This window comes from Paenibacillus wuxiensis (genome assembly GCF_040195695.1).
In the GTDB taxonomy this organism is placed as follows: Bacteria; Bacillota; Bacilli; order Paenibacillales; family Paenibacillaceae; genus Paenibacillus_B; species Paenibacillus_B suaedae.
The window spans coordinates 137,282-164,027 of record NZ_JBEFZI010000011.1 but is presented as its reverse complement, the minus strand read 5'-3'; the positions used below and the strand labels follow the sequence as shown (position 1 = coordinate 164,027).

25 protein-coding genes and 1 riboswitch are annotated in these 26,746 nt (G+C 47.3%); of the genes, 12 read left to right on the top strand and 13 right to left on the bottom strand.

All coding sequences use genetic code 11. The features are described 5' to 3' along the window. Positions 1-492: 492 nt before the first annotated feature. From ABN764_RS24210 to ABN764_RS24195, 4 genes are all read right to left on the bottom strand, one after another. Positions 493-1,791, bottom strand: coding sequence for a helix-turn-helix domain-containing protein (locus ABN764_RS24210; protein ID WP_446673342.1), 1,299 nt, complete (start codon positions 1,789-1,791; stop codon positions 493-495). A gap of 195 nt (positions 1,792-1,986) precedes the next feature. Then, a complete protein-coding gene (gene cydS, locus ABN764_RS24205) occupies positions 1,987-2,091 on the bottom strand; it encodes a cytochrome bd oxidase small subunit CydS family protein (RefSeq protein WP_394358340.1) in 105 nt (34 codons plus the stop codon). Positions 2,092-2,190: 99 nt separating this feature from the next. Next, a complete protein-coding gene (locus ABN764_RS24200) occupies positions 2,191-3,243 on the bottom strand; it encodes a cytochrome d ubiquinol oxidase subunit II (protein ID WP_446673336.1) in 1,053 nt (350 codons plus the stop codon). Beyond that, positions 3,240-4,601 carry a cytochrome ubiquinol oxidase subunit I gene (locus ABN764_RS24195; RefSeq protein WP_174808212.1) on the bottom strand — a complete coding sequence of 454 codons (1,362 nt, stop codon included), beginning with the start codon at positions 4,599-4,601 and terminating at the stop codon, positions 3,240-3,242. Before ABN764_RS24195 ends, ABN764_RS24200 begins: the two co-directional genes overlap by 4 nt. Before the next feature lie 408 nt (positions 4,602-5,009). Here ABN764_RS24195 and ABN764_RS24190 point away from each other — a divergent pair, with 408 nt between their 5' ends. From ABN764_RS24190 to ABN764_RS24140, 11 genes are all read left to right on the top strand, one after another. Next, positions 5,010-6,137 carry a methyl-accepting chemotaxis protein gene (locus tag ABN764_RS24190; RefSeq protein ID WP_072731437.1) on the top strand — a complete coding sequence of 376 codons (1,128 nt, stop codon included), beginning with the start codon at positions 5,010-5,012 and terminating at the stop codon, positions 6,135-6,137. Between the two features lie 130 nt (positions 6,138-6,267). After that, entirely contained in the window at positions 6,268-7,272 is a 1,005-nt protein-coding gene (locus ABN764_RS24185) for a PstS family phosphate ABC transporter substrate-binding protein (protein ID WP_028533816.1), read from the top strand. Between the two features lie 148 nt (positions 7,273-7,420). Next, on the top strand, positions 7,421-8,347 hold the full coding sequence (gene pstC / locus ABN764_RS24180) for a phosphate ABC transporter permease subunit PstC (protein ID WP_446673335.1): 927 nt from the start codon (positions 7,421-7,423) through the stop codon (positions 8,345-8,347). Positions 8,348-8,351: 4 nt separating this feature from the next. Beyond that, positions 8,352-9,227 carry a phosphate ABC transporter permease PstA gene (pstA, locus tag ABN764_RS24175; RefSeq protein WP_028533817.1) on the top strand — a complete coding sequence of 292 codons (876 nt, stop codon included), beginning with the start codon at positions 8,352-8,354 and terminating at the stop codon, positions 9,225-9,227. A 12-nt stretch (positions 9,228-9,239) separates the two neighbouring features. Next, the gene (pstB, locus tag ABN764_RS24170; RefSeq protein ID WP_072731436.1) at positions 9,240-10,013 is read left to right on the top strand and encodes a phosphate ABC transporter ATP-binding protein PstB; all 774 of its coding nucleotides are present in this window, start codon (positions 9,240-9,242) and stop codon (positions 10,011-10,013) included. Positions 10,014-10,046: 33 nt separating this feature from the next. After that, positions 10,047-10,706, top strand: a complete 660-nt coding sequence (gene phoU / locus ABN764_RS24165) for a phosphate signaling complex protein PhoU (RefSeq protein ID WP_072731434.1) — start codon at positions 10,047-10,049, stop codon at positions 10,704-10,706. A gap of 160 nt (positions 10,707-10,866) precedes the next feature. Further along, complete coding sequence (polA, locus tag ABN764_RS24160) at positions 10,867-13,539, top strand: DNA polymerase I (protein ID WP_446673334.1); 2,673 nt, start codon at positions 10,867-10,869, stop codon at positions 13,537-13,539. A 99-nt stretch (positions 13,540-13,638) separates the two neighbouring features. Further along, complete coding sequence (mutM, locus tag ABN764_RS24155) at positions 13,639-14,472, top strand: DNA-formamidopyrimidine glycosylase (protein WP_446673333.1); 834 nt, start codon at positions 13,639-13,641, stop codon at positions 14,470-14,472. Positions 14,473-14,615: 143 nt separating this feature from the next. Beyond that, the gene (locus tag ABN764_RS24150; protein ID WP_446673332.1) at positions 14,616-15,356 is read left to right on the top strand and encodes an MntP/YtaF family protein; all 741 of its coding nucleotides are present in this window, start codon (positions 14,616-14,618) and stop codon (positions 15,354-15,356) included. A gap of 29 nt (positions 15,357-15,385) precedes the next feature. Next, positions 15,386-15,982: a dephospho-CoA kinase gene (gene coaE / locus ABN764_RS24145; protein WP_446673331.1), complete on the top strand. Its 597-nt coding sequence runs from the start codon at positions 15,386-15,388 to the stop codon at positions 15,980-15,982. Continuing rightward, complete coding sequence (locus ABN764_RS24140) at positions 15,979-16,566, top strand: lytic transglycosylase domain-containing protein (RefSeq protein WP_446673330.1); 588 nt, start codon at positions 15,979-15,981, stop codon at positions 16,564-16,566. The genes coaE and ABN764_RS24140 overlap by 4 nt, the downstream gene beginning before the upstream one ends. A gap of 67 nt (positions 16,567-16,633) precedes the next feature. Here ABN764_RS24140 and ABN764_RS24135 read toward each other — a convergent pair whose 3' ends face one another. Beyond that, a complete protein-coding gene (locus tag ABN764_RS24135; RefSeq protein ID WP_021252111.1) occupies positions 16,634-16,855 on the bottom strand; it encodes an alpha/beta-type small acid-soluble spore protein in 222 nt (73 codons plus the stop codon). A 128-nt stretch (positions 16,856-16,983) separates the two neighbouring features. Between ABN764_RS24135 and nrdR the strand changes: the two genes are divergently transcribed. Further along, positions 16,984-17,463 carry a transcriptional regulator NrdR gene (nrdR, locus tag ABN764_RS24130; RefSeq protein ID WP_005551582.1) on the top strand — a complete coding sequence of 160 codons (480 nt, stop codon included), beginning with the start codon at positions 16,984-16,986 and terminating at the stop codon, positions 17,461-17,463. Positions 17,464-17,694: 231 nt separating this feature from the next. Here nrdR and ABN764_RS24125 read toward each other — a convergent pair whose 3' ends face one another. The 8 genes from ABN764_RS24125 to ABN764_RS24090 all read right to left on the bottom strand — a co-directional run bounded on the left by ABN764_RS24125 (position 17,695) and on the right by ABN764_RS24090 (position 26,573). After that, positions 17,695-17,982 carry a hypothetical protein gene (locus ABN764_RS24125; protein WP_021252109.1) on the bottom strand — a complete coding sequence of 96 codons (288 nt, stop codon included), beginning with the start codon at positions 17,980-17,982 and terminating at the stop codon, positions 17,695-17,697. Positions 17,983-18,068: 86 nt separating this feature from the next. Further along, positions 18,069-18,854, bottom strand: coding sequence for an energy-coupling factor transporter transmembrane component T family protein (locus ABN764_RS24120; protein WP_142544317.1), 786 nt, complete (start codon positions 18,852-18,854; stop codon positions 18,069-18,071). Further along, positions 18,841-20,718 (bottom strand): ABC transporter ATP-binding protein, encoded by a 1,878-nt coding sequence (locus tag ABN764_RS24115; RefSeq protein ID WP_446673329.1) that lies wholly within the window; start codon positions 20,716-20,718, stop codon positions 18,841-18,843. Before ABN764_RS24115 ends, ABN764_RS24120 begins: the two co-directional genes overlap by 14 nt. A gap of 1 nt (position 20,719) precedes the next feature. After that, positions 20,720-21,295 carry an ECF transporter S component gene (locus tag ABN764_RS24110; RefSeq protein ID WP_446673328.1) on the bottom strand — a complete coding sequence of 192 codons (576 nt, stop codon included), beginning with the start codon at positions 21,293-21,295 and terminating at the stop codon, positions 20,720-20,722. An 85-nt stretch (positions 21,296-21,380) separates the two neighbouring features. Beyond that, complete coding sequence (locus tag ABN764_RS24105) at positions 21,381-21,968, bottom strand: YkoF family thiamine/hydroxymethylpyrimidine-binding protein (RefSeq protein WP_446673327.1); 588 nt, start codon at positions 21,966-21,968, stop codon at positions 21,381-21,383. Positions 21,969-22,113: 145 nt separating this feature from the next. Beyond that, a riboswitch (TPP riboswitch) is annotated at positions 22,114-22,220 on the bottom strand. A gap of 194 nt (positions 22,221-22,414) precedes the next feature. Beyond that, a complete protein-coding gene (locus ABN764_RS24100) occupies positions 22,415-23,797 on the bottom strand; it encodes a HAMP domain-containing sensor histidine kinase (RefSeq protein ID WP_446673326.1) in 1,383 nt (460 codons plus the stop codon). Next, positions 23,781-24,476: a response regulator transcription factor gene (locus ABN764_RS24095; RefSeq protein ID WP_446673325.1), complete on the bottom strand. Its 696-nt coding sequence runs from the start codon at positions 24,474-24,476 to the stop codon at positions 23,781-23,783. Before ABN764_RS24095 ends, ABN764_RS24100 begins: the two co-directional genes overlap by 17 nt. Positions 24,477-24,566: 90 nt before the next feature. Beyond that, positions 24,567-26,573: a serine hydrolase domain-containing protein gene (locus ABN764_RS24090; RefSeq protein WP_446673324.1), complete on the bottom strand. Its 2,007-nt coding sequence runs from the start codon at positions 26,571-26,573 to the stop codon at positions 24,567-24,569. Positions 26,574-26,746: the final 173 nt, after the last annotated feature.

The following is a 26,746-nucleotide window of genomic DNA, read 5'->3' as shown; positions in this document are numbered from 1 at the left end:
TGTTCAAGGACAGGTATAATCGCAATTGGCGGAAGCTACTTCGTCATCGCTTTGTAATACACATTTAATTGGTCGCCAACTAAAGCCTTACCTATGCTTTTTTTTCATGCATCTCTTTTGATGTTCCAGTATGTAAATATCTAGAAGTTGGCTAATTTGGACGACTTCGTCATCGTCACGAGGCAGGTTAGTTCTTGCCTGAGTCCATCGATTTTATATAATAGATCATCACAGTATATAATAGTCCGTCACCTCGGATTAAGGGGAATAATGGGGCACCCCTTTCTTTACTATTAGTATACAGTGTGTCTATTGAATTCTAATAAAAGGGATTAAAGGGAAACTTTTTAAATAAAAAGAGTACCAAATCGGTACTCTTACCATACTACCATGGAGTAATTCCATCACTATTACCTAACAAAGCAAACATCGTAGCTTCGCCAATGACGACAGCGCTTAGAAGAGCAATATATGCTTTTGCCACGAAACGCTTCACTGTAATCCCTCCCAATCGGTATGTTTGTAGTAATCCGTTAGTTTTTCCAAAGTTGGTATGGGTATCGGAATATTTTGCGTCAAATGACTTTGCATGATTTGGTGAATGCATTGTTTTTCTTGACGAACGTCGTCCACTCTTGAAAAATGAAGCGCACCTTCGAGAAACCCAGATATGCTTTTCTCAAATTCACCAACAGTTATGAAATATTTTGCTCGATGGTAATAATATTCGGCTAGTTGTGAAATCATGTTGGGATTGCTATAAATGATGTGTTGTGGGTCGATGGGGTAGGAAAGTAAATCTTTGGCTTCTTCTAATCGATGCTCCTGCAAATAAATAATCATTAATTGATTCAAAGCTGACAGAGCTGTATTCTGATCACATTTTTCTAGTAAAGTGGTTAACTGAGCTACAGCTACATCGGTCTTGCCCTTCTTGGAATTAAGTAATGCGTTCATCAGCAGCGTATTTTCTTTGATGTAAGGGCCATCATACTGTGAGTAAAGGTGAGTGTAATATTCGGACTTGTCATAATTCCCGATCTGATAATATGCACCCCTCAATATAAAGAGTGCGTGAACGTAGTACTCATTGTCAGGCTCAGCTTCCTGAACGACATGAAGGGCAAGTTCGATGCTCTCTGGATATAGAAATAAATTATAAGCATGAATACCCAGCTTGTAATAGAACATGATGCGATCTTCCATGCTCAAAAAATGTGCGTACATTACGATATGATTTCCACTTTCATACACTGCTCGCATTCGAGTAAAATCATCTCGTTCAATGAGGTACACCTGGAGCAAGCCTTTAGCCAGAAAAGGCATAATACCGTGATCGCGTGAGTAGTCAACGATCAATTGGTACAAGGCCAATCGAATTTCCTTGTGTTCCACTGAAGCTGTGAAGCTATATAGGCGTTCGACTAAGGAGTGGCTGTCGTCGCTTGGTGATTCCAGAAATTTGGCTCCTACTGTTCGTGCCAGTTCGGCGGAGCCTGAATGTTGGATCACGTCCTGCAGTATATGCAGCCGCATTTCTGCTCGTTTGTCCACGCTTAAGTACAGTTCGACAACCGTATCCAACGGGATGTGCAGTGCTTCGACAAGCGGACGGAGCGTTGTATATTCCGGCCTCTTGACGTCTTCGTTTTCAATTTTGGATATTGTGCCTTTATGAACGCCGGATGTTTCTGATAATTGCGCTAAAGTCATGCCGCTATTACGCCTATAACTATGTATTAATTCGCCGATGGACAATATCTGTGCCATCCTGTATGCACCTACTCTCATTTTCAATCATAACCTCCTATATTTTACCATACAATATGTCGAACGGGAATGTTTGGATTGTCTAAATAGGATCAAAAGTTAAAAAATGTCGAAATGACGATATCTTGCGTAGGGAAACGAATCAGTTCCATTAATGAAAAGAACCTTGCCAGTACGGTGGCAAGGTTCTCCATGGAAGATGCGAGAGACAGCGATCTAAATATCATCCTCATTCATGTCTCGTGAGCCCCAATAAAATAGGGCAATGACGAAAGCAATAACAATAATGAACGGGGCATAAAAGATTAAAAATTGATTCATCTGCTCTGTGCTCCTTTATTTATTTAACATAGCACTGCGCGACATTCATATCTGCCGCTTCATCCGCTGCATGCATTGCATGAATGCCTTCTCATCCTCTTAGATGTGCTTCTTCCCTGTACGCCCGCCTTTTCCGCTTTTAATCCCCTTCACATAGTTCGCGTCGAACAGGAACAAGCGAAGAAGCAGGAAGAGGGAAGGCAGCAGAATGAGCAATCCAAGAACGAATACAACGATCAGCGCATAGGCCATGGCCGGATTCGTGACATGCTCATAGACATTGATGTATGGGTAGAGCACATAAGGCAAATGTGCCGAACCGTATCCGAACCATGCGAATCCGAATTGCAAGATGACACATAGAAACGCTAAGCCATAACGGCGTCTTCTCCATACATAATAGACGGCGATGACGAAGAACAGGAAGGACAGAACGAACATCCATGCCCGATCCAACATATTGGCAAAGTGCTCCGCATTATGACCCTGAATCGCGTAGAACACGAACAAGCTGGCTAGGATAGTGGGCGCGGACCACATCAGGGCGTATTTGCGCACGATGTTGAGTGCCCCTTCATCCTCAGCTTTGGATGCATAGTACGTCAGGAACATGGCGGAAATGTACAATACGCTGACCAGGGCGAGCACGATAACGGAATAGGGGTAGATGTTAGTGAACAGGCTCAGGAACTGGAAGGAAATGCTGCCGTCAGCCCCCTCCGAGATATACCCTCCTTCAGAAATCGCGAGCACGGTGGACAGCGCAGCGGGAATAAGCCATCCACTGACTCCATATAGAAACAGGTAGATACGATTACTCTTAATCCCATATGTGCTAAAGGCATAGTACGATCCTCGTATGGCAAGCAGAATGAGGGCTAGACTGCCTGGGACGAGCAGTGCTGTTCCATAGTAGTACGCGGAATCGGGGAAGAATCCGACCAAGCCGATATAGAAGAAGACTAAGAACACATTCGTCACTTCCCATACAGGGGACAGGTAACGCTCAATCACGTTATGGATAATATGGCGCTTGCCCGTTACCGAGCTGACATAACTGAAGAATCCTGCCCCAAAGTCGATGGACGCAACAAGCAGATAGCCGAACAGGAAGATCCATAGAACGGTGATGCCGACTAATTCGTAACTCATTTCTTCCCTCCTCCTTCCCAGCCAAGTGCCTTAATTTCGTCTTCAGCAGGGTTGTGCTTGAACATGCGAATGAGCACCCGAATGGCTGTCACTGTAATGACAAGATAGAGCAGCGTGAACAGCCACAGCATTGTATCCACGTGATTGGATGTTGTTGCGCCCTCGGCTACGGTCATGACTTTCCATAGAATCCAAGGCTGCCGTCCAATCTCAGCGAACATCCATCCGAATTCGATAGCCAACACCGAGAGCGGGGCGCCAAGCACAACGGCTCTTAGCAGCAGACGATTATGCGGCTTTTTCAGACTTTGCCGGCGATTGCGCATGAACCAGATGACATACCATAGGGACACGACTGTTAAATACATGCCGATAAACACCATGGAGTCGAAGAAGTAGTGGGATGCCTTAAGCGGAGGTCTCTCCTCCACGGGCACTTCGTTCAATCCCTTCACGACAGTATCAGGGGTGCCGCCCGCTAATATGCTCAAGGCAAATGGAATATGAAATCCGTATTTCACCTCATTATTTTCGGTAAGAATGCCGCCGAAGACGAGCTCAGCATGAGACTTCGTCTCGAAGTGCCATTCTGCTGCCGCCAGCTTCTCGGGCTGATATTCATGCAAATACTTGCCTGAGAAGTCGCCGATGACGGCTGTTGCGACAGAGAAGAGCAGGGCGGTCACCATCGACATGCGGAGCGCTTTTTTGTAATACGCGTGAGTGCGGCCGCGCAGCAGAGACATCGCTGAGATGGCTGCCATAATGAAGGCGCAAGTCACATAGGCGGTTGCGAGCACATGTCCAACTTTCGTCGGCATGGCTGGATTGAACATCGCTACGATGGGTTCAATATTCGTCATTTTCCCGTTCACCAAATCAAATCCGCGTGGTGCATTCATAAAGCCGTTAACAGCCGTAATGAAGAAGGCAGAGGCTGAGGAGCCTATAGCGACCGGAACGAGCAGAAGAAAATGATAGATGCGGTTCGGGAAGCGATCCCAGGTGTATAAATAGATGCCTAGAAAGATTGCTTCCACAAAGAACGCGAATGTCTCCATGAATAAAGGCAAAGCGATAGCCTGTCCTGCAACCCTCATAAAGTTCGGCCACAATAAGCTCAATTGTAGACCGATGCATGTCCCTGTTACGACGCCTACAGCTACAGTAACCGTGAACCCGCGAGCCCAGCGGCGCGCCATAAGCAGATAATAAGAGTCGCCTCGCTTAATGCCGATCCATTCCGCAAGTGCAATCATTAACGGCATTCCGACACCAATAGTGGCGTATACGATATGTACGAACAGTGTTAGCCCGGTAAGTATGCGGCTGAAAATAACCGGATCATAGGTGAGCATGTGAGGTCAACACTCCTTCAAATATAAGTTCCGATCGTTCAGAATAGCCTTCGCAAGAAGGACAGCAGCATGATCGCGCCAACAACAAAGCAGACGATGATAAGCATTTTTTCTTGCTTTCTTATTTTTTCAATATGGTTGTTATCAGATCCCATTCATAGTCCCTCCCTTTTATCCCGAGAGAACGATCCCCGAAAAATAGGTTTGCCCTTGAAAAAGCTCCTAGTGAAATGATGCCCGTTTTTTCGATGTCTATGATGAAATCGTGAAAGTTAGTCTTATCAAGATATGAAAATGAGGAAAAGTCGATTTACAAAATCTTAAAACACGCAATATGGCAGCATTAACATTACCGTGCTACATTGGGACTAAAGACCGATAACAGGACTAGAGTAGGAGTGGGAGCTTATGACGATGTTGCTAACGAAGATGGAAGTAAGACGAGAGGGAGCGAATCGACAATCCATAATGAAGAGAGAGTATGAGGATCTCATTCAATTCGCACCGATCATTCTTGCCAGCACCACCATTGAAGAAGCGGATCATCGATTTCGGGAGGATGGCTCGCTGCGCTGCCTTGTCATAGGAAATGAACATTCTGAACCGATTGGCATTGTGATGCGGGAGAGATTCCATGAAAAAATGAGCAAGCGATTCTCTCCTGCACTTTATTACGAAAAACCAATTGTACGCGTAATGGATAATGAGGCACTCATTGTCGAATGCGGTATTGAAACTGAACAACTATTGGATATGTCAGCGTCCCGTTCTGAGGAACGAATGTACGACAGTATTGTGGTCACACGTGGGGGTAAATATGTCGGAATACTCACCTCCAAGCAGCTGTCATCCTTATCCAATCAAATACGACTCGAAGCGAAGCAGAAGGAATCGGAGGTTATTACGTCCACGCGGGGAGCATTGCACAGCATATTAACAGAAACAGAGCATGTCCGCCAAGCTTCAGCAGATGGCAAATCGCACGCAGATCGGATGATCGACGAAACATTGACGGGAAAGACTGTGCTTGATCAGGTATCTTCAGCATTTCAACAGGTGTCAATACGTGTGGAGAGCCAGGCAAGACAAACAAAGAAATTGACAGAGCATACAACAGCGGTGGCGGATGCCGTCAGCGTTATTCGCTCATGGTCGGATTCTTGTCATATGCTGGCGCTCAATGCATCCATTGAAGCTGCGCGTGCAGGGGAGCATGGGCGCGGGTTCGAGGTGGTTGCGTCCGAGGTGCGCAAGTTGGCTTCGTTAACCAAGGCAGCCACGGAGCAAATCGATGAGACGCTCCATCAGATGATGGAAGCTTTAACGCTGACGATTACGACTGGCGATCAAGCTCATTCCGAAGTGAATACGACGCTTGAAGGCTTGAACGCTGCCTTGTCCAAGTTCGAGCAACTGTTCCGTGCCATAGCAGAAAATCGCAATCGATTGGATCAGGTAGATGCTTACGCAGCACGCATGGCTGTGACAGCGAATGAGGCAAATCGACAGTTACAGACAATGTCAGCGCAAGATTGATTTTTTTACATTCCGTTAACAAATAAACCAAACAGTCTTAACAAACAGCCATTAACATACTAGATGTGAGACAAACAACGAATACATTACAACACAACACATGGGAATCAATCAAAAGGAGTGGATTGTCTTGAAAAAATGGGGAAAACAAATCATGATGCTCACGCTCGTAGCAGCGTTGACAGTAGTATTGGCTGCTTGTGGAGGCAAGAAGGATGATGCTTCTGCAAATCAAGGAAACAACGCGGCAACAACGGAAACGAACAATTCGGCGAAGGAAACGACTAGCCCTGAGAAGTTGACAGGCACGATCGAAATAGATGGATCCAGCACAGTATATCCAATCGCAGAAGCGATTGCAGAAGAGTTCGGCAAAGAGAACGGCGAAGTACGCGTATCGGTTGGTACAGCAGGTACAGGCGGCGGTTTCAAACGCTTCATTAATAGTGAGACAGCAATCAGCAACGCTTCTCGTCCAATCAAAGAAAAAGAAGCAGCTGCTGCAAAAGAAAAAGGGATCGACTACTTGGAATTGTCTGTGGCCTATGATGGCTTGTCCATCGTAGTGAATAAGGACAACACTTGGGTGGATCACATTACAACAGATGAACTGAAGAAAATCTATGAGCCTAACTCGAAAGTAAAAACATGGGCTGACGTTCGTGCAGGATGGCCAGCAGAAGATATTAAAATCTATTCGCCGGATACAAACCACGGCACATTCGACTACTTCACTGAAGAAATCAACGGCAAAGCACAAGAGAGCCGCAATGACAAGCAAATCACATTCAGTGCCGATACGAATGCTATCGTGCAAGGGGTATCTGGTGATAAGAACGCTATGGGCTACTTCGGATTCTCTTACTACGAAGAGAACCAAGACAAGCTGAAGCTAATACCAGTTGACGGCGGCAAAGGCGCAATCGCTCCTTCTGAAGAGACAATTAAAGATGGAAGTTATGCACCACTGTCCCGCCCGCTCTTCATCTATGTGAACAAGAAGAAGCTGGAGCAGCCAGAAGTGAAAGCATTCGTTGATTACTATATGAAAAATGTAGGCAACATCGCGAAGGAAGTCGGATACGTTGCACTTCCACAAGAAAAATACGATGAGCAAATGAACTTGTTGAAATAAGAGAAGTACTGACTTCGATTTCGGTTATAGTCAGCATCATACTAGCAGTGAAATGTGATGTCTCTCCAAAAACAGATGTTTGAGGCATCACATTTTCACGAAGTCAATGTTAACGAATTGTAAAAGAACGCAAAGAGAGGTTAGGGCTATGCAGGGTAATCTCCCGCAGCGAGAGACGACGATATCATTCAAAAATGGCAAAGTACATTTAACCGATAAAATTGTTCCGATTTTATTATTTCTATGTGCCGCTTTGTCTGTAGCGACAACCATCGGGATTGTTTACACGCTCTTTTCTGAAACGTTCTCTTTCTTGAAGCAAGTCAAGATTACAGAATTCTTGTTCGGTACAACGTGGAGCCCGCTCATATCACCGAAGTCCTTCGGCATCCTGCCGCTGCTAGGTGGTACGTTAATGATTACGGTTATTGCTTGTCTGGTTGCGATACCGATTGGACTTGCAAGTGCAATCTACTTGAGCGAATATGCACCTACTCGTGTTCGCAAAATTGTGAAGCCGATTCTTGAAGTATTGGCTGGTATCCCAACGATTGTCTACGGTTATTTTGCTCTGACCTTCGTTACGCCATTATTGAAATTTATTTTCCCATCGACGGGAATGTTCAATGCGTTAAGCGCAGGTCTTGTTGTCGGGATTATGATTATTCCGATGGTCTCTTCCTTGTCTGAGGATGCGATGTCGGCAGTACCGCGCAGCTTGCGAAATGGGGCATATGCACTCGGGGCAACAAGATTTGAGGTTGCGTTGAAAATTGTGGTTCCAGCAGCTTTCTCGGGTATCGTATCATCCGCTGTACTTGCCTTCTCGCGCGCAATTGGCGAGACGATGATTGTAACGATTGCTGCAGGTGCAACACCGCATTTGACCTGGAATCCGCTGGAGAGCATCCAGACGATGACGGCTTATATTGTACAGGTCAGCATGGGAGATACACCGCATGGATCCATTGAGTATGGAACGATCTTTGCTGTTGGTATGACCTTGTTCGTGATTACGTTCCTGCTTAATATTTTGGCGCTGTGGGTGGCAAGACGCTTCAGGGAGGAGTACTAAGCTAATGAGTATGTTTCAAGATGCAAACCGCAAACAGATTGGTACCCGCCGGAAGGTAGACCTTGTGCTTCATATCCTGTTCCTAGTGGCAACTTCTATCGGTATTATTGCGCTAATGGCCTTGCTGATTCAGATAATGATGGATGGATTGTCTCGATTGAACCTTGATCTATTTACGAATTACCCTTCGCGAATGGCTGCGAAGGCTGGGATGAAATCAGCAATTGTCGGTTCCATTTACATGGTGCTTATTATGGCTCCTATCTCGTTCGTCCTCGGCGTAGGAGCGGCGATCTATCTTGAGGAATACGCGAAGAAGAATAGGCTAACACGGTTAATTCAACTGAATATTAGTACGTTGGCCGGGGTTCCATCCATTGTGTACGGGATATTGGGATTAACAATTTTCGTACGCGGATTGGCTCTGGAACGCAGCTTGCTCTCCGGAGCGCTTACGATGACGCTGCTCGTGCTGCCGATTATTATCGTGTCTGCACAGGAAGCCATCCGTGCAGTACCTAGGGCGCGCCGGGATGCTTCATTCGCTCTCGGTGCAACGAAATGGCAGACGGTATCCCGTTCTGTGCTTCCGTCTTCGATTTCCAGTATTATGACAGGCGTTATCTTGGCATTGTCCCGGGCAATCGGGGAGACAGCACCGCTCGTTATGATTGGGGCATTGACTTTCGTTGCGTTTCTGCCAGAGAGCATTATGGATCAGTTTACCGTTATGCCGATTCAAATCTTCAACTGGGTATCTAGACCGCAACTTGCATTCCATGAACTGGCTGCAGCAGGCATCATCGTGCTTCTGGCGCTGCTTATCATTATGAATATCTCAGCAGTTATTCTACGCAATAAATATCAGAAACATATTTAAGGAGACGATAGTATGAGCACAGCGACTGCCTTACAGACGTTAATCGACATTAAGAACTTAAACTTGTACTACGGTACGTATCATGCCTTGAAAAATGTCACTATGACGATTCCGGAGAAGGCAGTCACTGCGTTCATCGGGCCGTCCGGCTGCGGGAAATCCACGTTGCTTCGTACATTGAACCGCATGAACGACATGATCATAGGCACGCGTATTGAAGGCACAGTTGCGATTGGCGGGACAGATATCTACAGCAACGAAGTTGATGTAGAAACACTTCGCAAAAAAGTAGGTATGGTATTCCAGCAGCCGAACCCATTTCCGAAGTCGATTTATGACAACATTGCTTACGGCCCGCGTCTTCATGGCATTCGCAGCAAAGCGAAGCTGGATGAGATTGTTGAGCAGAGCTTGAAGCAAGCTGTGCTGTGGGATGAAGTAAAGGACTACTTGAAGCGCTCTGCCTTCGGCTTGTCTGGTGGTCAGCAGCAGCGTCTCTGTATCGCGCGCGCATTGGCAGTCAACCCTGACATTCTGCTGATGGACGAGGCAACTTCGGCCTTGGATCCAATCTCTACGCTGAAGATTGAAGAGCTTGTTCAAGAGCTGAAGCATAAGTACACGATTGTTATGGTTACGCACAATATGCATCAAGCTGCTCGTGTATCGGATCAGACGGTGTTCTTCTTGAACGGAGAAGTCGTTGAATTCGATAATACGGAGAAATTGTTCTCGAATCCTACTGATAAGCGGACAGAGGATTACATTACAGGTCGCTTCGGCTAAATTTGATAAGAAGGATAAGGAGTGTAGCTGCAAATGATCAAGCGGAGAGAGTTCGACTTGGCCTTAGAAGAACTAAGTACATTGCTTGAAGAGATGGGGACGCGAGTAGAGCGTGCCTTGTCGGAATCAATTGAAGCGTTGAAAAATATGGATGTCGAGCGTGCCAAGCGGATCATTTCCGAGGATGTTGAGCTGAATCGCATTGAGGAGAAAATTATCGATCTGGGATCGAAGTTGATTTTGACACAGCAGCCTGTTGCGAAGGATTTGCGCCGCATTCTCGTTTCCTTCCGCATCTCCAATGATCTGGAGCGGATGGGAGATCTGTCGATTGACGTAGCGAAGGTTGTGCTGCGCATGGAAGGCCAGACGCTCATGAAGCCGTTGATCGACTTGCCTCGCATGGCGGAGACGGTACAGCTCATGATCAGGGAGTCGATTCAAGCTTACATTAAGGAAGACGTGAATCTTGCTTACAAAATGGCGAAGGACGATGACCTCGTCGACCAGTTGTACAGCCAGATCTTCCGAGAGCTGTTGACGTACGTTGTGGAGAATCCGCAAAATGCATCTCAGGCGATGCTGCTTACCTTCGTCGGACGCTACATCGAACGGATTGCCGACCATGCGACTAACATCGGTGAGGCGGTCGTCTATCTGGTGACGAACCAACGCCCTGATTTGAATAATTAATCATACGGAATCATTGATGAATATGTCATCTTATTCTCCATCCTCCAACCGACCGCGGCTCACCCGGTCGGTTATTTTTTTCCCATAATATCATCATTTTCTTTTCTAGTACTGGCTATGCTATCATGAAGGTAGAGAATGGATTGAGGTGCATGAATCAATGGATAAATGGATCATTATTGACGGCAACAATATTATTTACCGCGCTTTCTTTGCAATGCCTCCTCTGACGAATGCTCAAGGATTACATACAAATGCTGTATACGGATTCACAACGATGCTTCTTCGCGTTATTGAAGAAGAGAAGCCGACCCACTTGCTGGTTGCATTTGATGCTGGCAAGGAGACATTCCGACATGGAGATTACAAGGACTATAAGGGCGGTCGGGAGAAGACGCCTTCTGAGCTGTCAGAGCAGTTCCCTGTCTTGAAGCAGCTCCTTGATGCGCTTGGTGTTCCTCATTCCGAGATGAGCGGATACGAGGCGGATGATATTATCGGTACCTTGACTCGCGAAGCAAATGAGCAAGGAATTGAGATGGCGGTTGTGAGCGGGGATAAGGACATGCTCCAGCTTGCTTCTGATCAGGTTACGATTCTGCTCACGCGCAAGGGTGTGACGGAGATTGAGAAATATACACCGGCAGCCTTGCAGGAGAAGTATGGCATTGAGCCATTACAAATTATTGATATGAAGGGCCTAATGGGCGATTCCTCGGACAATATTCCGGGTGTGCCGGGCATTGGCGAGAAGACGGCTCTTAAGCTGCTGCATCAATTCGGCAGCGTAGAGAGTGTGCTTGAGCATGTGGACGAGCTGAAGGGCAAGATGAAGGAGAACCTCATTAATCATGCTGAAGACGCACGCATGAGCAAGAAGCTTGCAACGATCTTCCGTGAGGTGCCGCTGGAGAAGAGCCATGAGGAGATGGCGTATCATGGCATTAAGGCGGACACGGCGATTCCGATGCTGCAGAAGCTCGAGTTCAAGTCGATTATTGAGCGTATGGAGAAGATCGGGCTGATCGAGGGCGGCACGGTTGCATCAGCACCTGCTGATGAAGAGCTGTCTGAGGATACATTGAACGTGCAGCTCGTGAATGGCGATTTCAGTGGATTGAAGCAGATAATCGACTCCGCGGATACAATCATCGTGGAAGCGCATGGAGACAATCCACATCAAGCAGAGCTTATTGGTGTGCTTATCGCGGAAGAGGAGTCCAACTGGTTCTTGACCCGTGAGGAGCTTCTATCTGACGAGGCACAGTTCGTACGGGAATGGATCGCGGATCAAGGGAAGCCGAAGAGCGGCTACGATATGCATTACGCGGAATTGGTGCTGCATTGGACAGGTGTTCCCTATGATGGCTCCGCATTCGATGCTCAGCTTGCTTCCTATGTGCTCAACCCGGATGATGCGGCACTGTCCCTTCAAGCGATTGCGGAGAAGTACGGCTTGTCGTCTAGCCCGACGGATGAAGAAGTGTACGGGAAGGGCGCCAAGTTCAAGGTTCCTGAACTTGAGACTGTTGCGCTGCACGCTGCTCGCAAGGGCAAGCTTGTACGCCAGCTGAAGCCTGTGATGGAGCAATTGCTCCAGGAGCAGGAAATGAACCGGCTTTATTTTGACCTGGAGCTTCCATTGTCTCGCGTACTGGCGCAGATGGAGAAGACCGGCATTCAAGTCGATACAGATGCGCTGAATCAATTAGGTACGCAGTTTACAGAACAAATTGAGACGACAATGAAGCGTATTTATGAGCTCGCGGGTACGGAGTTTAATGTTGGATCGCCGAAGCAGCTTGGTGAGATTCTATTCGATAAGCTCGGACTTCCTGTCATCAAGAAGACGAAGACCGGATATTCCACAGATGCGGAAGTATTGGAGAAGCTGGAGCCTTACCACGAGATCATTCCACTGATTCTGCATTACCGTCAAATGACGAAGCTCCAATCGACGTATATTGAAGGATTACTGAAGGAAGTGCGCAAGGAAACGGGCAATGTCCACACTTACTTCCGTCAGACCATTACAGCGACCGGACGGCTAAGCAGCCAATATCCGAACCTGCAGAATATTCCCGTTCGGCTTGAGGAAGGACGCAAGATTCGTCAGGCGTTTGTTCCTTCGGAGAAGGGATGGCATATCGTTGCTGCCGACTACTCTCAGATTGAGCTTCGTGTATTGGCTCATATCTCGGGAGACGAGAAGCTGAAGGAAGCTTTCCTGCATGACATGGACATTCATACGAAGACCGCGATGGACGTATTCGGTGTATCTCCTGAGCAGGTTGATGCGAATATGCGCCGTTCGGCGAAGGCGGTTAACTTCGGGATTGTATACGGGATTAGTGATTACGGATTGTCTCAGAACTTGAATATTACGCGCAAGGAAGCAGCGCAGTTTATCGAGCAGTATTTCGCTGTATTCCAAGGCGTTAAGCAGTATATGGAAGACATCGTGAAGCTCGCTCGCCAAGACGGCTATGTGAAGACAATGCTGGAGCGCAGACGGTACTTGAAGGATATTCATGCTTCCAACTTCAATCTGCGTTCATTCGCAGAGCGGACGGCGATGAATACTCCGATTCAAGGAACAGCCGCAGATATAATTAAACTCGCCATGGTTCAGATGGATGCTCGTATGCGCGAAGCGGGACTGAAGAGCCGCATGCTGCTGCAAGTACACGATGAATTGGTATTCGAGGTTCCAGATGAAGAGATGGAGACGATGTTGAAGCTTGTTCCTGAAGTAATGGAATCGGCTATTGAGCTCTGTGTTCCGCTGCGAGCAGATGTAAACAGCGGCGAGAATTGGTATGAAGCGAAGTAGAACGTAAGCCAAGGCGGTGAGCGAGATCGACGTAATAACCGCCAGCCTACATGAGAGCGGCTTTTTCGGTATAATGAATATATCAAGAGGTGATTGGACATGCCGGAATTGCCGGAAGTAGAAACAGTCAAACAAACATTAAATACATTAGTCGCTGGAAAGCGGATTGAGCGGGTAACGGTTACGCTGCCTCGTATTATCCAGCGGCCGTCAGAAATAGAGCAATTTTGTGATGCATTGAAGGGTCACACGATCGAACGGGTTGAGCGCAGGGGCAAGTTCTTGCGGATCCTGCTGGATGGGCTTGTTCTTGTATCCCATCTGCGTATGGAAGGACGCTACGGCGTATATGCTGCTAATGAGCCAGTTGAGAAGCATACGCATGTTATTTTCCATTTCGATGACGGTACCGAGCTGCGTTATAAGGATGTCCGCCAATTCGGCACGATGCATCTATTCGCAGCAGGTGAGGAATGGGAGCAGCCTCCACTTCATAAGCTGGGAGTAGAACCCTTGTCTCCGGAATTTACCGTCGAACGCTTCGCGGAAGCGATGAGAAGACGGCGCAGCTTTATTAAGCCAGTCCTGCTGAACCAGCACATCGTAGTAGGAATCGGAAATATTTATGTGGATGAAGCTCTGTTCAGAGCAGGCATTCACCCGAATCGTGCGGCAGATGAGCTTACGGATGAAGAGTACGCGCTTCTGCATCGCGCGATTATTGATACCCTTAAGGAAGCGGTTGAAGCTGGCGGCTCCTCTATCAAGTCATATGTGAATGGCCAAGGGGAAATGGGGATGTTCCAGCATCAGCTGCAAATGTATGGACGTCAAGGGCAACCTTGTGTTCAATGCGGCAGTATCATTGAGAAGACAGTAGTCGGCGGTCGGGGTACCCATTACTGCCCGGTATGCCAGCATCATTCTAAGTAATGGAAACCTAGGTAAACTGAAAAGTTGAATAAGCACTCTTATCCACTCTTGCCCATATGATATGGTAAATCGGGATTCCTAAGCTGTGAGTTGTACGCTAGTTTGCACTAGCTTGGGAACTGCCTAGCGGGAGGGAACGGTAGTTGCTTATTCATACAGTATCTTTGTTCATCCTGGCTTTTGCATTGAGTCTGGATAGCTTCGGAGTAGGAATGACCTACGGATTGCGCCGGCTCCGCATCCCTTGGACTTCAATTGCTGTCATTGCATGCTGCTCTGGACTGGTCATTCTACTGTCGATGCAAGTAGGAAACTTGCTTATTCAGTATGTATCTCCTGCTGTAGCTCAATGGATCGGATCACTTATTCTTGTCGGGATTGGCTGTTGGGCTATCCTGCAGCTGCTTCGCTCATCGCACGATGAGGATGCTCGGTTGGATCAGATAGCAAGCAGTGAACATGCGGCAGCAGATCAGATGCATGTATCAGCAGTTGTTCAATCCTCTTCAGTTCCATCTATTCCGATGGGGGATGAGCCGCGGCAAGTGGTGCACATTCAATTGAAGAGCCTTGGCGTTGTCATTCAAATATTGAAGACTCCAAGCGCTGCGGACATGGATCGTTCAGGCACCATTAGTGCAGTAGAGGCTGCATGGCTTGGAGTCGCGTTGTCGTTGGATGCATTTGGAGCGGGTATAGGGGCTGCGCTGTTAGGCTATCCTGCACTCATGACCGCGATTGTTATCGCCTTATTCAGCGGCATATTTCTGCGATTCGGCATTCATATTGGGATTGCATTCGCAGGCGCGCGATGGATTGGGAAGTTGTCATTTGTGCCAGGCCTGATGCTAATTATAATGGGGATTATTAAGCTGCTGACGTAAGCGGCATTATTATAGAATGAGGTGAAGGCATGAACATCGGGTTAACCGGAGGCATCGCTTCCGGCAAGAGCACCGTCTCCCGATTACTAGTGGAGCGAGGCGCTCTGCTGGTTGATGCTGATAAGATTGCCAGGGAAGTCGTTCTCCCTGGCAGTCCCGTGTTGGAACAAATTGCGGTGCATTTCGGATCGGACATGCTGCTTGCGGACGGAACGCTCAATCGGAAGCGATTAGGGGAGGTTGTCTTTGCAGATGAGACAAGTCGCAAAGCGTTAGAAAGCATCACCCACCCGGCTATCCGGAAGGAAATCCAGCGTCAAATGCATCAATATGAGATGGACTATCCAGAACGTCTTGTTGTCGTTGATATTCCGCTCCTGTATGAGTCAGGTCTAAGCGAGATGTTCGATTCGATATTGGTAGTGTATGTTCCAAAAAGTGTTCAATTACAGCGTCTAATGGAACGGGACGGTTGGAGCGAGCGCGAAGCTGAACAGAGGCTGAATGCTCAGTGGAGTATGGAGAAAAAGCGAGAGCTGGCGGACATTATTATCGACAATAGCGGTTCGCTGGAAGATACGATCAAGCAGCTCGACCATTTCTGGTCGGAGAAAGGCTTGCCATGAATCGTATGATGAAAATGCTCCGCAAAAAGAGAGTGCTATTGCTGTTGTTTTTGGGCATGCTGTTCTTGCTGTTCGTTCAGTCGCAATGGCTGGGGAGATGGATGTACCCGATTGCATATGAAGCCGAGATTCGCAAATATGCAGCTCAATATGATGTAGATCCTCTGCTTGTGGCTGCTATCATTCGAGTGGAGACGAACTTCCAAGCGGGGCGCGAATCTCGTAAGGGAGCGATTGGAGTCATGCAGCTGATGCCGGAAACGGCTACATGGGCGATGGAGCAGCTGAAGATGAATAATCGTTGGTCTTTGGACGAATTGAAAAATACGGCCGACCCGAATATTCTTATTGGCACATGGTATCTAAAATCGCTGCATAAGCAATTCAATGAGAATTGGATAGCGGCGATCGCCGCTTACAACGCGGGTCCTGGCAATGTGAACAAATGGATTCGCAACAAAGTATGGGACGGACGCTATGACACAGCCAAGCAGCAAATCCCATATGGGGAAACAAAGTTGTACGTACAGCGTGTTATCCATTATTATGATAAGTATAAAAACATCTACCCGAAAATGAAGTAGAACGAAGAAGAAGCATCGGACAAGCCGATACCGTTATCGCGCATGATGTCCGACGCTTCTTCCGTCATTATTTGTATTGACCTGCAAGAGATTGTTCAGCGATTTGGACAAGGCGCTTCGTGATGTAACCACCGATAGAACCCGTGTCACGAGTTGCCATGTTGCCATAGTATCCGTCAGATGGGATGGCAATGCCCAACTCTTGTGCGATCTCGAACTTCATTTGTTCAAGAGCTGCTGTCGCTTGAGGTACGACCAAGTTGTTGCTGGAACGATTGTTTTGGCTCATTTGATTCACCTCCTTGCGGTTGGTAATTGTATTGTGTGCATTCTTTCAAAGATCATTACAGGTAACCACTGGTAACTTTTTAAAAAGTGAATTGTGATAAACATCAAGAGTAGAACGGAGGAACGAAAATGAAGTGTCCTTATTGTGACCACTTAGGAACAAAGGTACTTGATTCTCGTCCAGCGAACGACAATAAGTCTATTCGCCGCAGGCGGGAGTGCGAGCTGTGTAGCAGACGCTTTACTACATTCGAGATGGTGGAGGAGACTCCGCTCATCGTTATTAAGAAGGATGGAAGCAGGGAAGAGTTCAGTAGGGATAAGATGCTGCGCGGACTTATTCGTGCCTGTGAGAAGCGTCCCGTATCTGTGGAACGGCTGGAGATGATTGCTTCGGAGGTCGAGAAGCAGCTGCGAGATACCGCCCATGCGGAGGTAGACAGCCGTGTCATCGGTGATTTCGTCATGGAGCAGCTCTATCCAGTAGATGAAGTTGCTTATGTGCGGTTCGCATCGGTCTATCGTCAGTTCAAGGATATCAGCATGTTTATGAAGGAACTGAATCATCTTCTGTCGAAGAACGCCCTTGGCGAACATCCAGATAAATAGTTTAAACAAGCTCGGAAAACCCCTCAAGCAGTAAACTGTTTGAGGGGTTCTTTGTATTTTATCGAGCAATCAAGTGTGGATTGATGGATAGGTGCAGATCCACATTGCAGACGACTTTCCATCGTAGCGGGCATTTTCCCCGATTTGAGGAGCCAGAGCGCTATCTTGATATAGTTAGTGAGTTTTTCGTGCAAATAAAAACTCCCTCAAACATTTGAGGGAGAATAGACGTTAAAAAATAATTCTTCTACGGGTATCAAGCAGCACGATAGCAAGGAGATCGAAGAGCACCAACGGCAAGATGAAAGGGAAAAATGAAGTGTGTACTTTTCCCGCATGCTTTACGGAGTTGACCTTTAAGTACACTCTCTTTTTATCTACTTTCACGATGGTGCCTGTATATATGTTACCGTTTTTGGCCTTTATCTTTACGAATTTTTTCAAGAACTTTACACTTTTGGAGTAATGGGGGGATAACGTCTTAGACGTAATCTTCTTAGGCGTGATTTTTTTAGGCATAGAAAGACCTCCTTTTCGCATAATAGCGGAACACACAATGTGCTTAGATATGTTATGCAGGATGTACGAAAAGGGTGTCATATGTGTCACAATTGTCCTTGATACCATTGTACGAACCCGAGTTTCCAGGATACGTAGTAGCATAACGCGATTCCGCCTAGCAGAAGGAAGAGTAAGGCCCAATCCTTCCATGTAACTCGAAGCTTCACATAATAAGCTCTTCCACGTCGGCCTGTGAATCCCTTCGATATCATGGCGGCAGCTACACGCTCCGACTTGCGGATAGCTGAAGCGAGCAGTGGAATTGCATAACGCTTCCATGCCCGCAGCTTGCTCTTCCAGCCACGCTCCCGTTCTATGCCTCGCATGCGGTGGGCATCCTGTATGATGCGCAGTTCTTCCTTGAAGAAGGGGAGGAAGCGATAGCCTGCCAGAATACCGTATGCCCACTTGGGCGACAGCTTGCATTGCTGCATCAGGCTCAGCATGAAGCGAACAGGATCTGTCGTCAAGATGAAGATGAGCGACAAGGCGGAGAAGATAAGCACTCTGAGTCCGAGTGATATTGCCTGCTGGAACGTGGCCTCCGTAATGATGAACGACCCCCACTGCCATAGAATGGCACTTGAAGCGGGATCGGCAGAACGCGGGAAGACGAGAGCCGTCCACACGTAGCCGATGCCCATAATGAGGAAGGGGCAGAAGCTAAGCAGCCATTTACGCCATGATATGTTCCCTAATAGGAATGTAAATAGAACGATGTAGACAAGTGCTGCAAGCGGTGTAACCGGATCGAACGTCAACGACAGCATAATAACCGCTATAATGATCGCAAGCCCCTTAATGCTTGGATTCCAATCACGGAGTATCAGGATGATCTCCTCCTTCGATACCTGTCGTCTGTGCAAGTAAGCGAAATGTCACCGCGAAGTTCATCGGCATACGCAGATGACACTTCTCCACGAGCTCAGGGTGCTCCTTCCACAGCTTGGAAGGGCTGCCGTCAAACTGTATGCAACCTTCATCTAGCACAATAATTCGGTCGGCATAGTTCTGAACCCACTCCATATCATGCGTGATCATCAGGACAGTTGCGCCTGCTTGGGTTCGTGCTTGCAGGGTGTCCATCAGCTGCTTGGATGTATAAGAATCTTGTCCATATGTCGGCTCATCGCATAACAATAGCTGTTGGCTGTCGGTAAGAACGGAAGCGACACTAAGTCTTCGCTTCTGTCCTTGGCTGATGGAGAAGGGATTGGCATTGGCAACCTTGTTCAAGCGGAAGCGTGTCAAGGCTTCTCCGACATGCTGCTGTACTTCTTCTTCGCTCAGAAGCTGCAAGCGCATCCCGAATGCAAGTTCATCGAACACGGTATCAGTAATGAACTGATGCTCTGGATTCTGGAATACATATCCGATGAAGGCTCTCAGCTCCCGCTCTGCATATCGATGAAGAGGCATGCCATTCAGAATGATTTGACCTTCATCCGGCTGTGTCAATCCAGATAAGAGGGAGGCGAGGGTAGATTTCCCAGCTCCGTTTGGACCAACAAGTGCTACCCATTCCCCTGAATGCAGAGTAAGGGACACGTGATCGAGGATTACTCTCCCTTTACGCCGATAGACAAGGTTGTTCGCTTGCAAGACTTCCTCAGGCTTTCGTGGGGAACCGTTCGATTGAGCTGATGTTAGGATGCGCATCACATCCTGCTGTGCTAATTTAGGGAGCGACAGCAGCAGGTTCAGCAGATCCTCGTCGGTTAGTGCGGGTTCTGCGGACTCGAGACGCTGATGAACGGACTGCTCATCATAATTGCTGAAATCGAAAATGTTACTACTATCGTCATCGTTGCTGCTATCGCTACTGTTGCTGCGATTAAACCACTCACGGATGAATTGCTGCAGTTCCAGCGCTTGCGGAAGCCAGATACCGCGTGACTTGGCTTCAGCTGCATGATGCTTGAAGTAGGAGACAGGAAGACCGTCAAAGACGAGGGCTCCATCCTCATCCATCACGAGCAGGCGATCCGTCATGCCGATCCAATCGTCCAATTGATGCTCAATGATGAGCAGAGCCATCCCTTCCCTGCGTGCCAGTTCTGAAATGAGTACAGCAAATTGATGTCTTGTATACGGATCGAGATTCGAGGTGGGCTCATCCAATACAAGCATGTGCACGCGATGGGCTAAAGCGCAGGCGAGGGCCAGCTTCTGCTTCATGCCTCCCGACAGCTCGTGGACATACGCATGACGCCATGCGAGCAATCCTACTTTTTCTAAGACCTCTTGAATCATGGATTCCATCTCAGTTCGAGGGCAATCCCGATTTTCTAGGCAAAAGGCTATTTCTTCTTCTACACGCAGCATACAGAACTGACTTTCGAAATCTTGAAATACAATTCCGATATGCTGGGCCGCTGCACCGGAATCGTACTGTTCAATTGGCTTGCCATACAAATGGACACTGCCATCGACGAGACTATCTATTGCATGTGGATACAGCCCGGCAAGGCAAAAGGCTAGCGAGCTCTTGCCGCATCCGCTTGGGCCTAACAGCAGCACGGTTTCTCCCTCATGCAGGGTGACATTGATGTTGGATAAGACGGGCTCGCCTTCGGTCTCGAAGGCGAGTGTCAGATCAGTGGCTTCCAGTGCAATAAGAGCTCCATGCTCGGCGTCACGTTGTAAGGTCGATTGTGCTGGGTGCTTGGAATTGAGAAGCGCTGGGCTTGCCATGTTACCGCTGCCCCTTTGCAATTGGGAAACTTCTAAGAACTCCTGTATTGGTCAAGGCGTCCGCAATCCATTTGCCAAGCAGACCTGAAATGAGTGCACCGCTTATACAGCGAACGATGAACATCGCGAGGATGAGACCAACAGAGTAGGCCGCATAACCGCTGCGGAAATACCCCCACGCGAAGCTGAATACAGCGGAGCCCACCCCAGCCAGCATGAGCACTTTGGTTGAATAATTCCGATATCTTGTAGCGGCAAATACGGCTTCGGCGCCTAAACCTTGAATAAGGGCGGATACAATCAAAATAGGCCCTACAGCGTTGCCGATTAATACCTCAACCAGTCCAGCGACTGTCTCTGAAATGACGGCAGCCCCCGGTTTGCGGATAATATAGGTGGCGATGATCGATACGATAAACCAAATGCCGAAGATGACTTCATATCCCATCGGCCCCATAAAGCCAACAAGCACATTGCCTATTTGCAAGAAGAGCAGATAAATGACGGCAAACACGACAGATAATGAACTGAGAACGACGATATCTTGTAATTTCCATTGGCTGTTTCGCGAATTCATGAACATTCCTCTTTTCTTAAAACGATGATCGGATGAGTCCGTTGGGTTTGTAGCTTGCATTTTGGAAATTCTTTATCTTCAGCTGCTACCTTGTGGAAGGGCTGTTTGCTGACATCGTAGTTGTCATCACCACATGGGACTTGTCTGATTTTCTCGCCCGATTAAACGCGTTCTCAAGTGTAGCAAATACTCGCTGTGCATCTCCTTCTAAGCGGCTTGCATAATGAGCGCTCTCATCGAAAGTGCCTTCTTCCTTAGCAAGGCCAATGATTTCATAGATCGTATCCATGTAATCTGCCGTTCCAAGCGGGTAGAGCGCAAAATGAGCAGCGACCTTAAGAGGAATCGCTTGTTCCGCATTCATTCGAATTTCGTCCGTATTCATGAAGGCATCTCCTTGTGTGTCACCTGGACAGCCAACAGAGAAGGTAGCATTCAGCGCAACATGCTCTCCACTTGCCGCGCTATGTAAAAAGATTGACTGAACGACATCGAATACATGTTCACTGCGCCCACGAACCCAGGTGCTGACATCATCGGTATGGCACCATACCTTGGACATGTCTGTGTCTCGCAACGCTCCCAAAATAAGTTCAACGAAGCGATTGCTCATCGGATAGATGGAAAATCGACAACCAACGATGCGGCTCGTACCGCAAGATAACTGACTCATAACTTATATCCTCCCTGACGAATCAATATGTGGCCAGCAGACAACAAAAAAACTGCACCGTGAGTCGGTGCAGTTACGCTTGAGGATACAAGGGTATAACATGGCTTCATGCAATGACGAACATGACGAAGCCGCAGCTTATATCAATCAGTCGACTACACTTCCCCACGCTAGTATTATCTAGTTCGGGTTATAAGGGTTAACAGCGTTGCCGCTGTCTCTCAGCTTGTTACAGCACCCCTAGTGTTCGAATTCACTATGCAGTTGTTCCATTGTTCATATGCTTGACAGCTTTCATTATACACGGGATGATCCGTTTGTAAAGGGTGTAACACCAAAAGGAATACTTCAAACTGGAGCTTATTATTGCAATGGGCTAGATCCGGGCATGCAAACGATCCGTGGTATCGAAGCCTGAAGGTGATGCCCGACATCGTGAAGGGACTCTAGTCCTCCGTAATTGTCAACGTGATTTGAAACAAGGTATGGTAACACTGATCCTGCATTAATTCAATCGTGCCATCATGGAGCGTTATGATTTTTTTGCAAATGGCGAGACCTAAGCCTGTACTGTCTTTAATCGGGCCATCGCCGCGGACGAATTCTTCGAAAATATGGTCCTTGATCGGCTCCTGAACGCCAATTCCGTCGTCTCCGATCCACAGTATAACGTTTCCTTCTTGTCGCGCACATGACACATAGAGCACCGTTCCCGCTGGATTATATCGCAGTGCATTGCTGATTAAGTTGGTGATGACGCGACTCATATGAATCTTGTCCATCTTGACATAGAGCGGTTCTTCCGGGATATGTGCTTCAAGCTCAAATCCCTTCTCTTCTATTTCCGGATAAAATTCGACCACGAGCTGTTGGAACCATTTCGTAACGTTCACTTTCTCTTTGCTCAATTCCGTATGCTTGTCATCCAGCTTCGCCAGTTCAAATAAGTCTTTAATCAAATTGGCCATATAAGCTGACTTATCGTAAATGTATTGAATATATTTGCGGGTATCCTTGTCTTCCAATGCCTGATTGTCCAACAGGAGCTGCGAATAACCGTAAATCGAAGTAATCGGCGTCTTCAAATCATGCGATAGATGCAGCAGCATGTTTCGCTTATTGTTCTCGGCAGCTTCCTTCTCGGCAGAAGTACGCTGCAGACGTTCAGCCATGCCGTTAAACGCATCTTGTATTTCCGCGAATTCCTGTTCGGCTGAGTAATGAAGCCGCTTCGTGTAATTGAAGTGCTCCATCTCTTTGATGCCTTCCAAGATTTGCCGCAGCGGCTTTTTCACTTGTCTAACCGAATAGCGGGCGTAAAAGTAAAGCAGGATAAACAATAAAATAGCTAATAATGCAGCAAAGATTGTTGTCGCGGTTGATAATTTCAACAAGCGCTCAGGAATTTTCCACAGCAATACATAAGATTCGCCGTTCGGCCCTTTTGCTTGATAAGCATGATAGGAGATTGCATCATCGTTGCGCTCTACATCCATTTTGGCATACATTTGGCCGTCTTCGTAATGCTTGATGTTGTCCTCTTTGTTTCCTTTGACAAAAATGATTTCGCCTGACTCATTCACGATTTCGAACCAGCCGCCATACTTGTCCAGCAAATGCCCACTGATGTTATGGAAAGGGTACCGATAAATATCCGTTCCATTAATTTGAGCAACGACCAGTTCATCGATATAACGCCTCATAAATAGGTTCGTGCTTAGGAGAGATACAATGATCGCTGCTATCATCAGGACGCAGATCACTGCATAATTTCGAAAAAATACCCGTTTTAAGGGACGTCGACCGGAGAGGTTATTTGCTTTTTTCAAAACGGTAGCCTAACCCCCTAATCGTAATGAGATGAACAGGCTTTCTCGGATTATCCTCAATTTTCTCGCGGATTTTGCTTATGTACACCATAATTAAATTTTCGTCTCCGGTGTATTCCTCGCCCCATACTTGCTCGTAAATATGGGCTTTGGTTAATACTCTGCCAGCCTCTCTCATAAGGAGCTCCACAATCTTGAACTCGTATGATGTCAATTCTTTTTGGATGCCGGACTTGAACAGTTGGCAGCTCCTTATATTCAGCCTCACATCTCCGATTTCGATAAATTCCTGCTCATGGTTATCCACCTTGGCAAAGGAGTCGATTCGTCTGAACAGCGCCTGAACGCGGCTGACGACTTCAAGTGGGTTGAAGGGCTTGCCCACGTAATCGTCCGCCCCGAGCTGCAAGCCGTAGATTTTGTCCATATCGTCTGATTTGGCAGAAATAAAGAGAAACGGAATTTGCGAATTCTGTCGCGTTTTTTTGAGTAATTCCAAGCCATCCATTTGTGGCATCATAATATCGGCTATGACCAAATCGATGGGGTTCTCCTGCAAGATGGTCATCGCTTCGGCACCGTTCCCGGCTGTAATCGCAGCATAGCCGTGATTGGTCAAATAGATGGTCAGCAGTTCCCGGATTTCGGCTTCATCATCAATGATAAGTATGGTTTTCATTTGTTGTTTCACCTCCATGTATGCAACAATAACTCCCGATTCACTTGCGACTAAGCGCAGATGGATCGGGAGTTTTACGAATTGTGCGAATTAGAATAAATTATCGGCGAACTTAGACAACATAGCTGCAGCTTCTTGCTTCAGCATTGGCTGCTTGGATCGGTAGTCGAACGCCCCGTCTTTTCCTTGGACAACTTCAGGCCCATATAATTGCTTGGCGATGATGAACTGAACACCATCCAGCGCCCAGGAATCGGTGTGATCCTGGAGGAAAACTTTTTTCGGCGTTGCTCTTAAATGTTCGACTGCCATACGCCATATAATAGTTGCTGCTTCCTGGCGGGTCAACAATTCCTGCGGATGAAATTTGCCGTTCTCTGGCTTCTGAATGACGCCAAACTCATACGCGGCTTGTATTTCTTTAGCAAACGCACTGTCGGATATATCTATGAAAGCAGGTTTGTTCTTGGATGGAGATACCCCGGCCCATCGAATAAACCAACCGATAAATTGTTCCCGGGTAATTGCTTGTGCAGGCTGAAAGCGGTTGTCTCCGCTTCTGTCATCAATGACTTTCAATTGGTGCAAGTGATAGATATACGGAGCATACGGATGGTCGTCACTAACATCCTGATAATGCTGCGGCGCTGATAATTTTTCGGTCCAACTATCTGATTTCAGGTCGTAATAAAATGCCTTTACCTCGCCGCTGTCATTTAACTTGAATGCAGCTTTTACGCCTTGTTCATCTTGGAAAAGCAGGGGCTCGATTTCACGGAGCACATGCTCTCCTAGCGGATCTTTCACGATAAGCTTGCCATCCTTGGCATGAACGCGAGAGGTCCACATCCGATTCCGCAAGTCACTGTACATGCCTTCAAATTTGTCCAATGATTGTGTCGCTTGCTCATAAGGAGCCTGTGCGCCATCTTTCTTGGGATAATAATGATCCATAAATGCTGCCAACAATTCCTTACGGAATTCAACATCTTTATTTACAGTGACGAAAAAGCCGACCTTTTCATCAGGAATCAACCACATATTGCTGTGATACCCGGCCATATCCCCGGCTTTCTCAATCATATAACGTCCGTTGTATAGCTGCTGATTGGCGTATTCGAAGCCGTATGCCATGTTCGGCAGCTTCTCATGTATGGCAAGCTGAGGCTTATGCATTTCTGCTGCTGATTCTTTCTTAAGAATCGTTGCATCTCCCAGCTTGCCGCCGTTAAGATGGGCGAGCATAAAGTTGGCCATATCAGCGCCAGTAGAGAGCATGCCACCGCCTGGAAGCTCTGTCGGAACCGTTGCGTAGGTGGGAATTGCTTCTCCCATCACGGTATATGGAACGGCCAGGTGCTTCGTGATGTCCGAGGTTAAGCGGAAATCGCTGTTTGTCATACCTAGCGGTTTAAAAATATGCTCCTGCACGTATGCGCCAAATGGCTGTTTGCTCACTTGCTCTACGATGTAACCTTGAATCGTAAAGCCTAGATTGTCATAGCGATAGTACTCGCCAGGCTTGCGGATCACCGTAGGCGTATTGTCCGATACATATTGCTTGATAGATACTTCTCGAGTTAAATCGTCCGTAGATAATTCGGAGCCGTCCCCGAATTCGAATCCGGTCGAATTCGTCATTAAATGCTTCGTGGTTAGGGGAGTGCCAGCCTTATTTGGGATATTAATATCTCCCAGGTATGCAGATACATCTTTGTTCAAATCGATTTTGCCCTGCTCTGCCAATTGCATCACGGCCGTAGCGGTGATCACCTTGGAAATTGAAGCAACGCGGAATACGGTTCGATTCGGATCGACCGGCAGTTTTTTATCCACATCTGCATAGCCGTAGCCTTTCTTCAACAGCACCTTGTCGCCCTTGACGACGACAAACGCAGCTCCTGCCATACTGTCCTTAATTTCTGGACGGCTAAAAAATTCATCGGCAAATTGCTCAACTTCTTTTGGGTCTTGTGGTCCTATGTTTACGGGTGCAGCTGCCGATACTTTCGATAATGTACCCGTACCGCTAAGCAAGCCGGTTACTACGGTGAAGGTCAGTGCGATGGCCGTCACGCGCTTGGAAAACATATTCATTGTTTGCTCTCTCCTCTGTATCATTTTCGTACATCATCAGAATATAGGAGCAAACTTAATCCAGATTCTATGTAACCTTAATGTAAAGTGAAATTTTCGATGAACAACAGCATCTTAGGGGAGGGGACATGGGATGCAACAAAAAAACGGCATTCTCTGCCGTTTTGATCACA

Excerpts from the sequence above, each read along its gene's own strand:
- ABN764_RS24210 (WP_446673342.1), bottom strand. The coding sequence starts at position 1,791 with ATGAGAGTAGGTGCATACAGGATGGCACAGATATTGTCCATCGGCGAA.
- cydS (WP_394358340.1), bottom strand. The coding sequence starts at position 2,091 with ATGAATCAATTTTTAATCTTTTATGCCCCGTTCATTATTGTTATTGCT.
- ABN764_RS24200 (WP_446673336.1), bottom strand. The coding sequence starts at position 3,243 with ATGAGTTACGAATTAGTCGGCATCACCGTTCTATGGATCTTCCTGTTC.
- ABN764_RS24195 (WP_174808212.1), bottom strand. The coding sequence starts at position 4,601 with ATGCTCACCTATGATCCGGTTATTTTCAGCCGCATACTTACCGGGCTA.
- ABN764_RS24190 (WP_072731437.1), top strand. The coding sequence starts at position 5,010 with ATGACGATGTTGCTAACGAAGATGGAAGTAAGACGAGAGGGAGCGAAT.
- pstC (WP_446673335.1), top strand. The coding sequence starts at position 7,421 with ATGCAGGGTAATCTCCCGCAGCGAGAGACGACGATATCATTCAAAAAT.
- pstA (WP_028533817.1), top strand. The coding sequence starts at position 8,352 with ATGAGTATGTTTCAAGATGCAAACCGCAAACAGATTGGTACCCGCCGG.
- pstB (WP_072731436.1), top strand. The coding sequence starts at position 9,240 with ATGAGCACAGCGACTGCCTTACAGACGTTAATCGACATTAAGAACTTA.
- phoU (WP_072731434.1), top strand. The coding sequence starts at position 10,047 with ATGATCAAGCGGAGAGAGTTCGACTTGGCCTTAGAAGAACTAAGTACA.
- polA (WP_446673334.1), top strand. The coding sequence starts at position 10,867 with ATGGATAAATGGATCATTATTGACGGCAACAATATTATTTACCGCGCT.
- mutM (WP_446673333.1), top strand. The coding sequence starts at position 13,639 with ATGCCGGAATTGCCGGAAGTAGAAACAGTCAAACAAACATTAAATACA.
- coaE (WP_446673331.1), top strand. The coding sequence starts at position 15,386 with ATGAACATCGGGTTAACCGGAGGCATCGCTTCCGGCAAGAGCACCGTC.
- ABN764_RS24140 (WP_446673330.1), top strand. The coding sequence starts at position 15,979 with ATGAATCGTATGATGAAAATGCTCCGCAAAAAGAGAGTGCTATTGCTG.
- ABN764_RS24135 (WP_021252111.1), bottom strand. The coding sequence starts at position 16,855 with ATGAGCCAAAACAATCGTTCCAGCAACAACTTGGTCGTACCTCAAGCG.
- nrdR (WP_005551582.1), top strand. The coding sequence starts at position 16,984 with ATGAAGTGTCCTTATTGTGACCACTTAGGAACAAAGGTACTTGATTCT.
- ABN764_RS24125 (WP_021252109.1), bottom strand. The coding sequence starts at position 17,982 with ATGCCTAAAAAAATCACGCCTAAGAAGATTACGTCTAAGACGTTATCC.
- ABN764_RS24115 (WP_446673329.1), bottom strand. The coding sequence starts at position 20,718 with ATGGCAAGCCCAGCGCTTCTCAATTCCAAGCACCCAGCACAATCGACC.
- ABN764_RS24110 (WP_446673328.1), bottom strand. The coding sequence starts at position 21,295 with ATGAATTCGCGAAACAGCCAATGGAAATTACAAGATATCGTCGTTCTC.
- ABN764_RS24105 (WP_446673327.1), bottom strand. The coding sequence starts at position 21,968 with ATGAGTCAGTTATCTTGCGGTACGAGCCGCATCGTTGGTTGTCGATTT.
- ABN764_RS24095 (WP_446673325.1), bottom strand. The coding sequence starts at position 24,476 with ATGAAAACCATACTTATCATTGATGATGAAGCCGAAATCCGGGAACTG.
- ABN764_RS24090 (WP_446673324.1), bottom strand. The coding sequence starts at position 26,573 with ATGAATATGTTTTCCAAGCGCGTGACGGCCATCGCACTGACCTTCACC.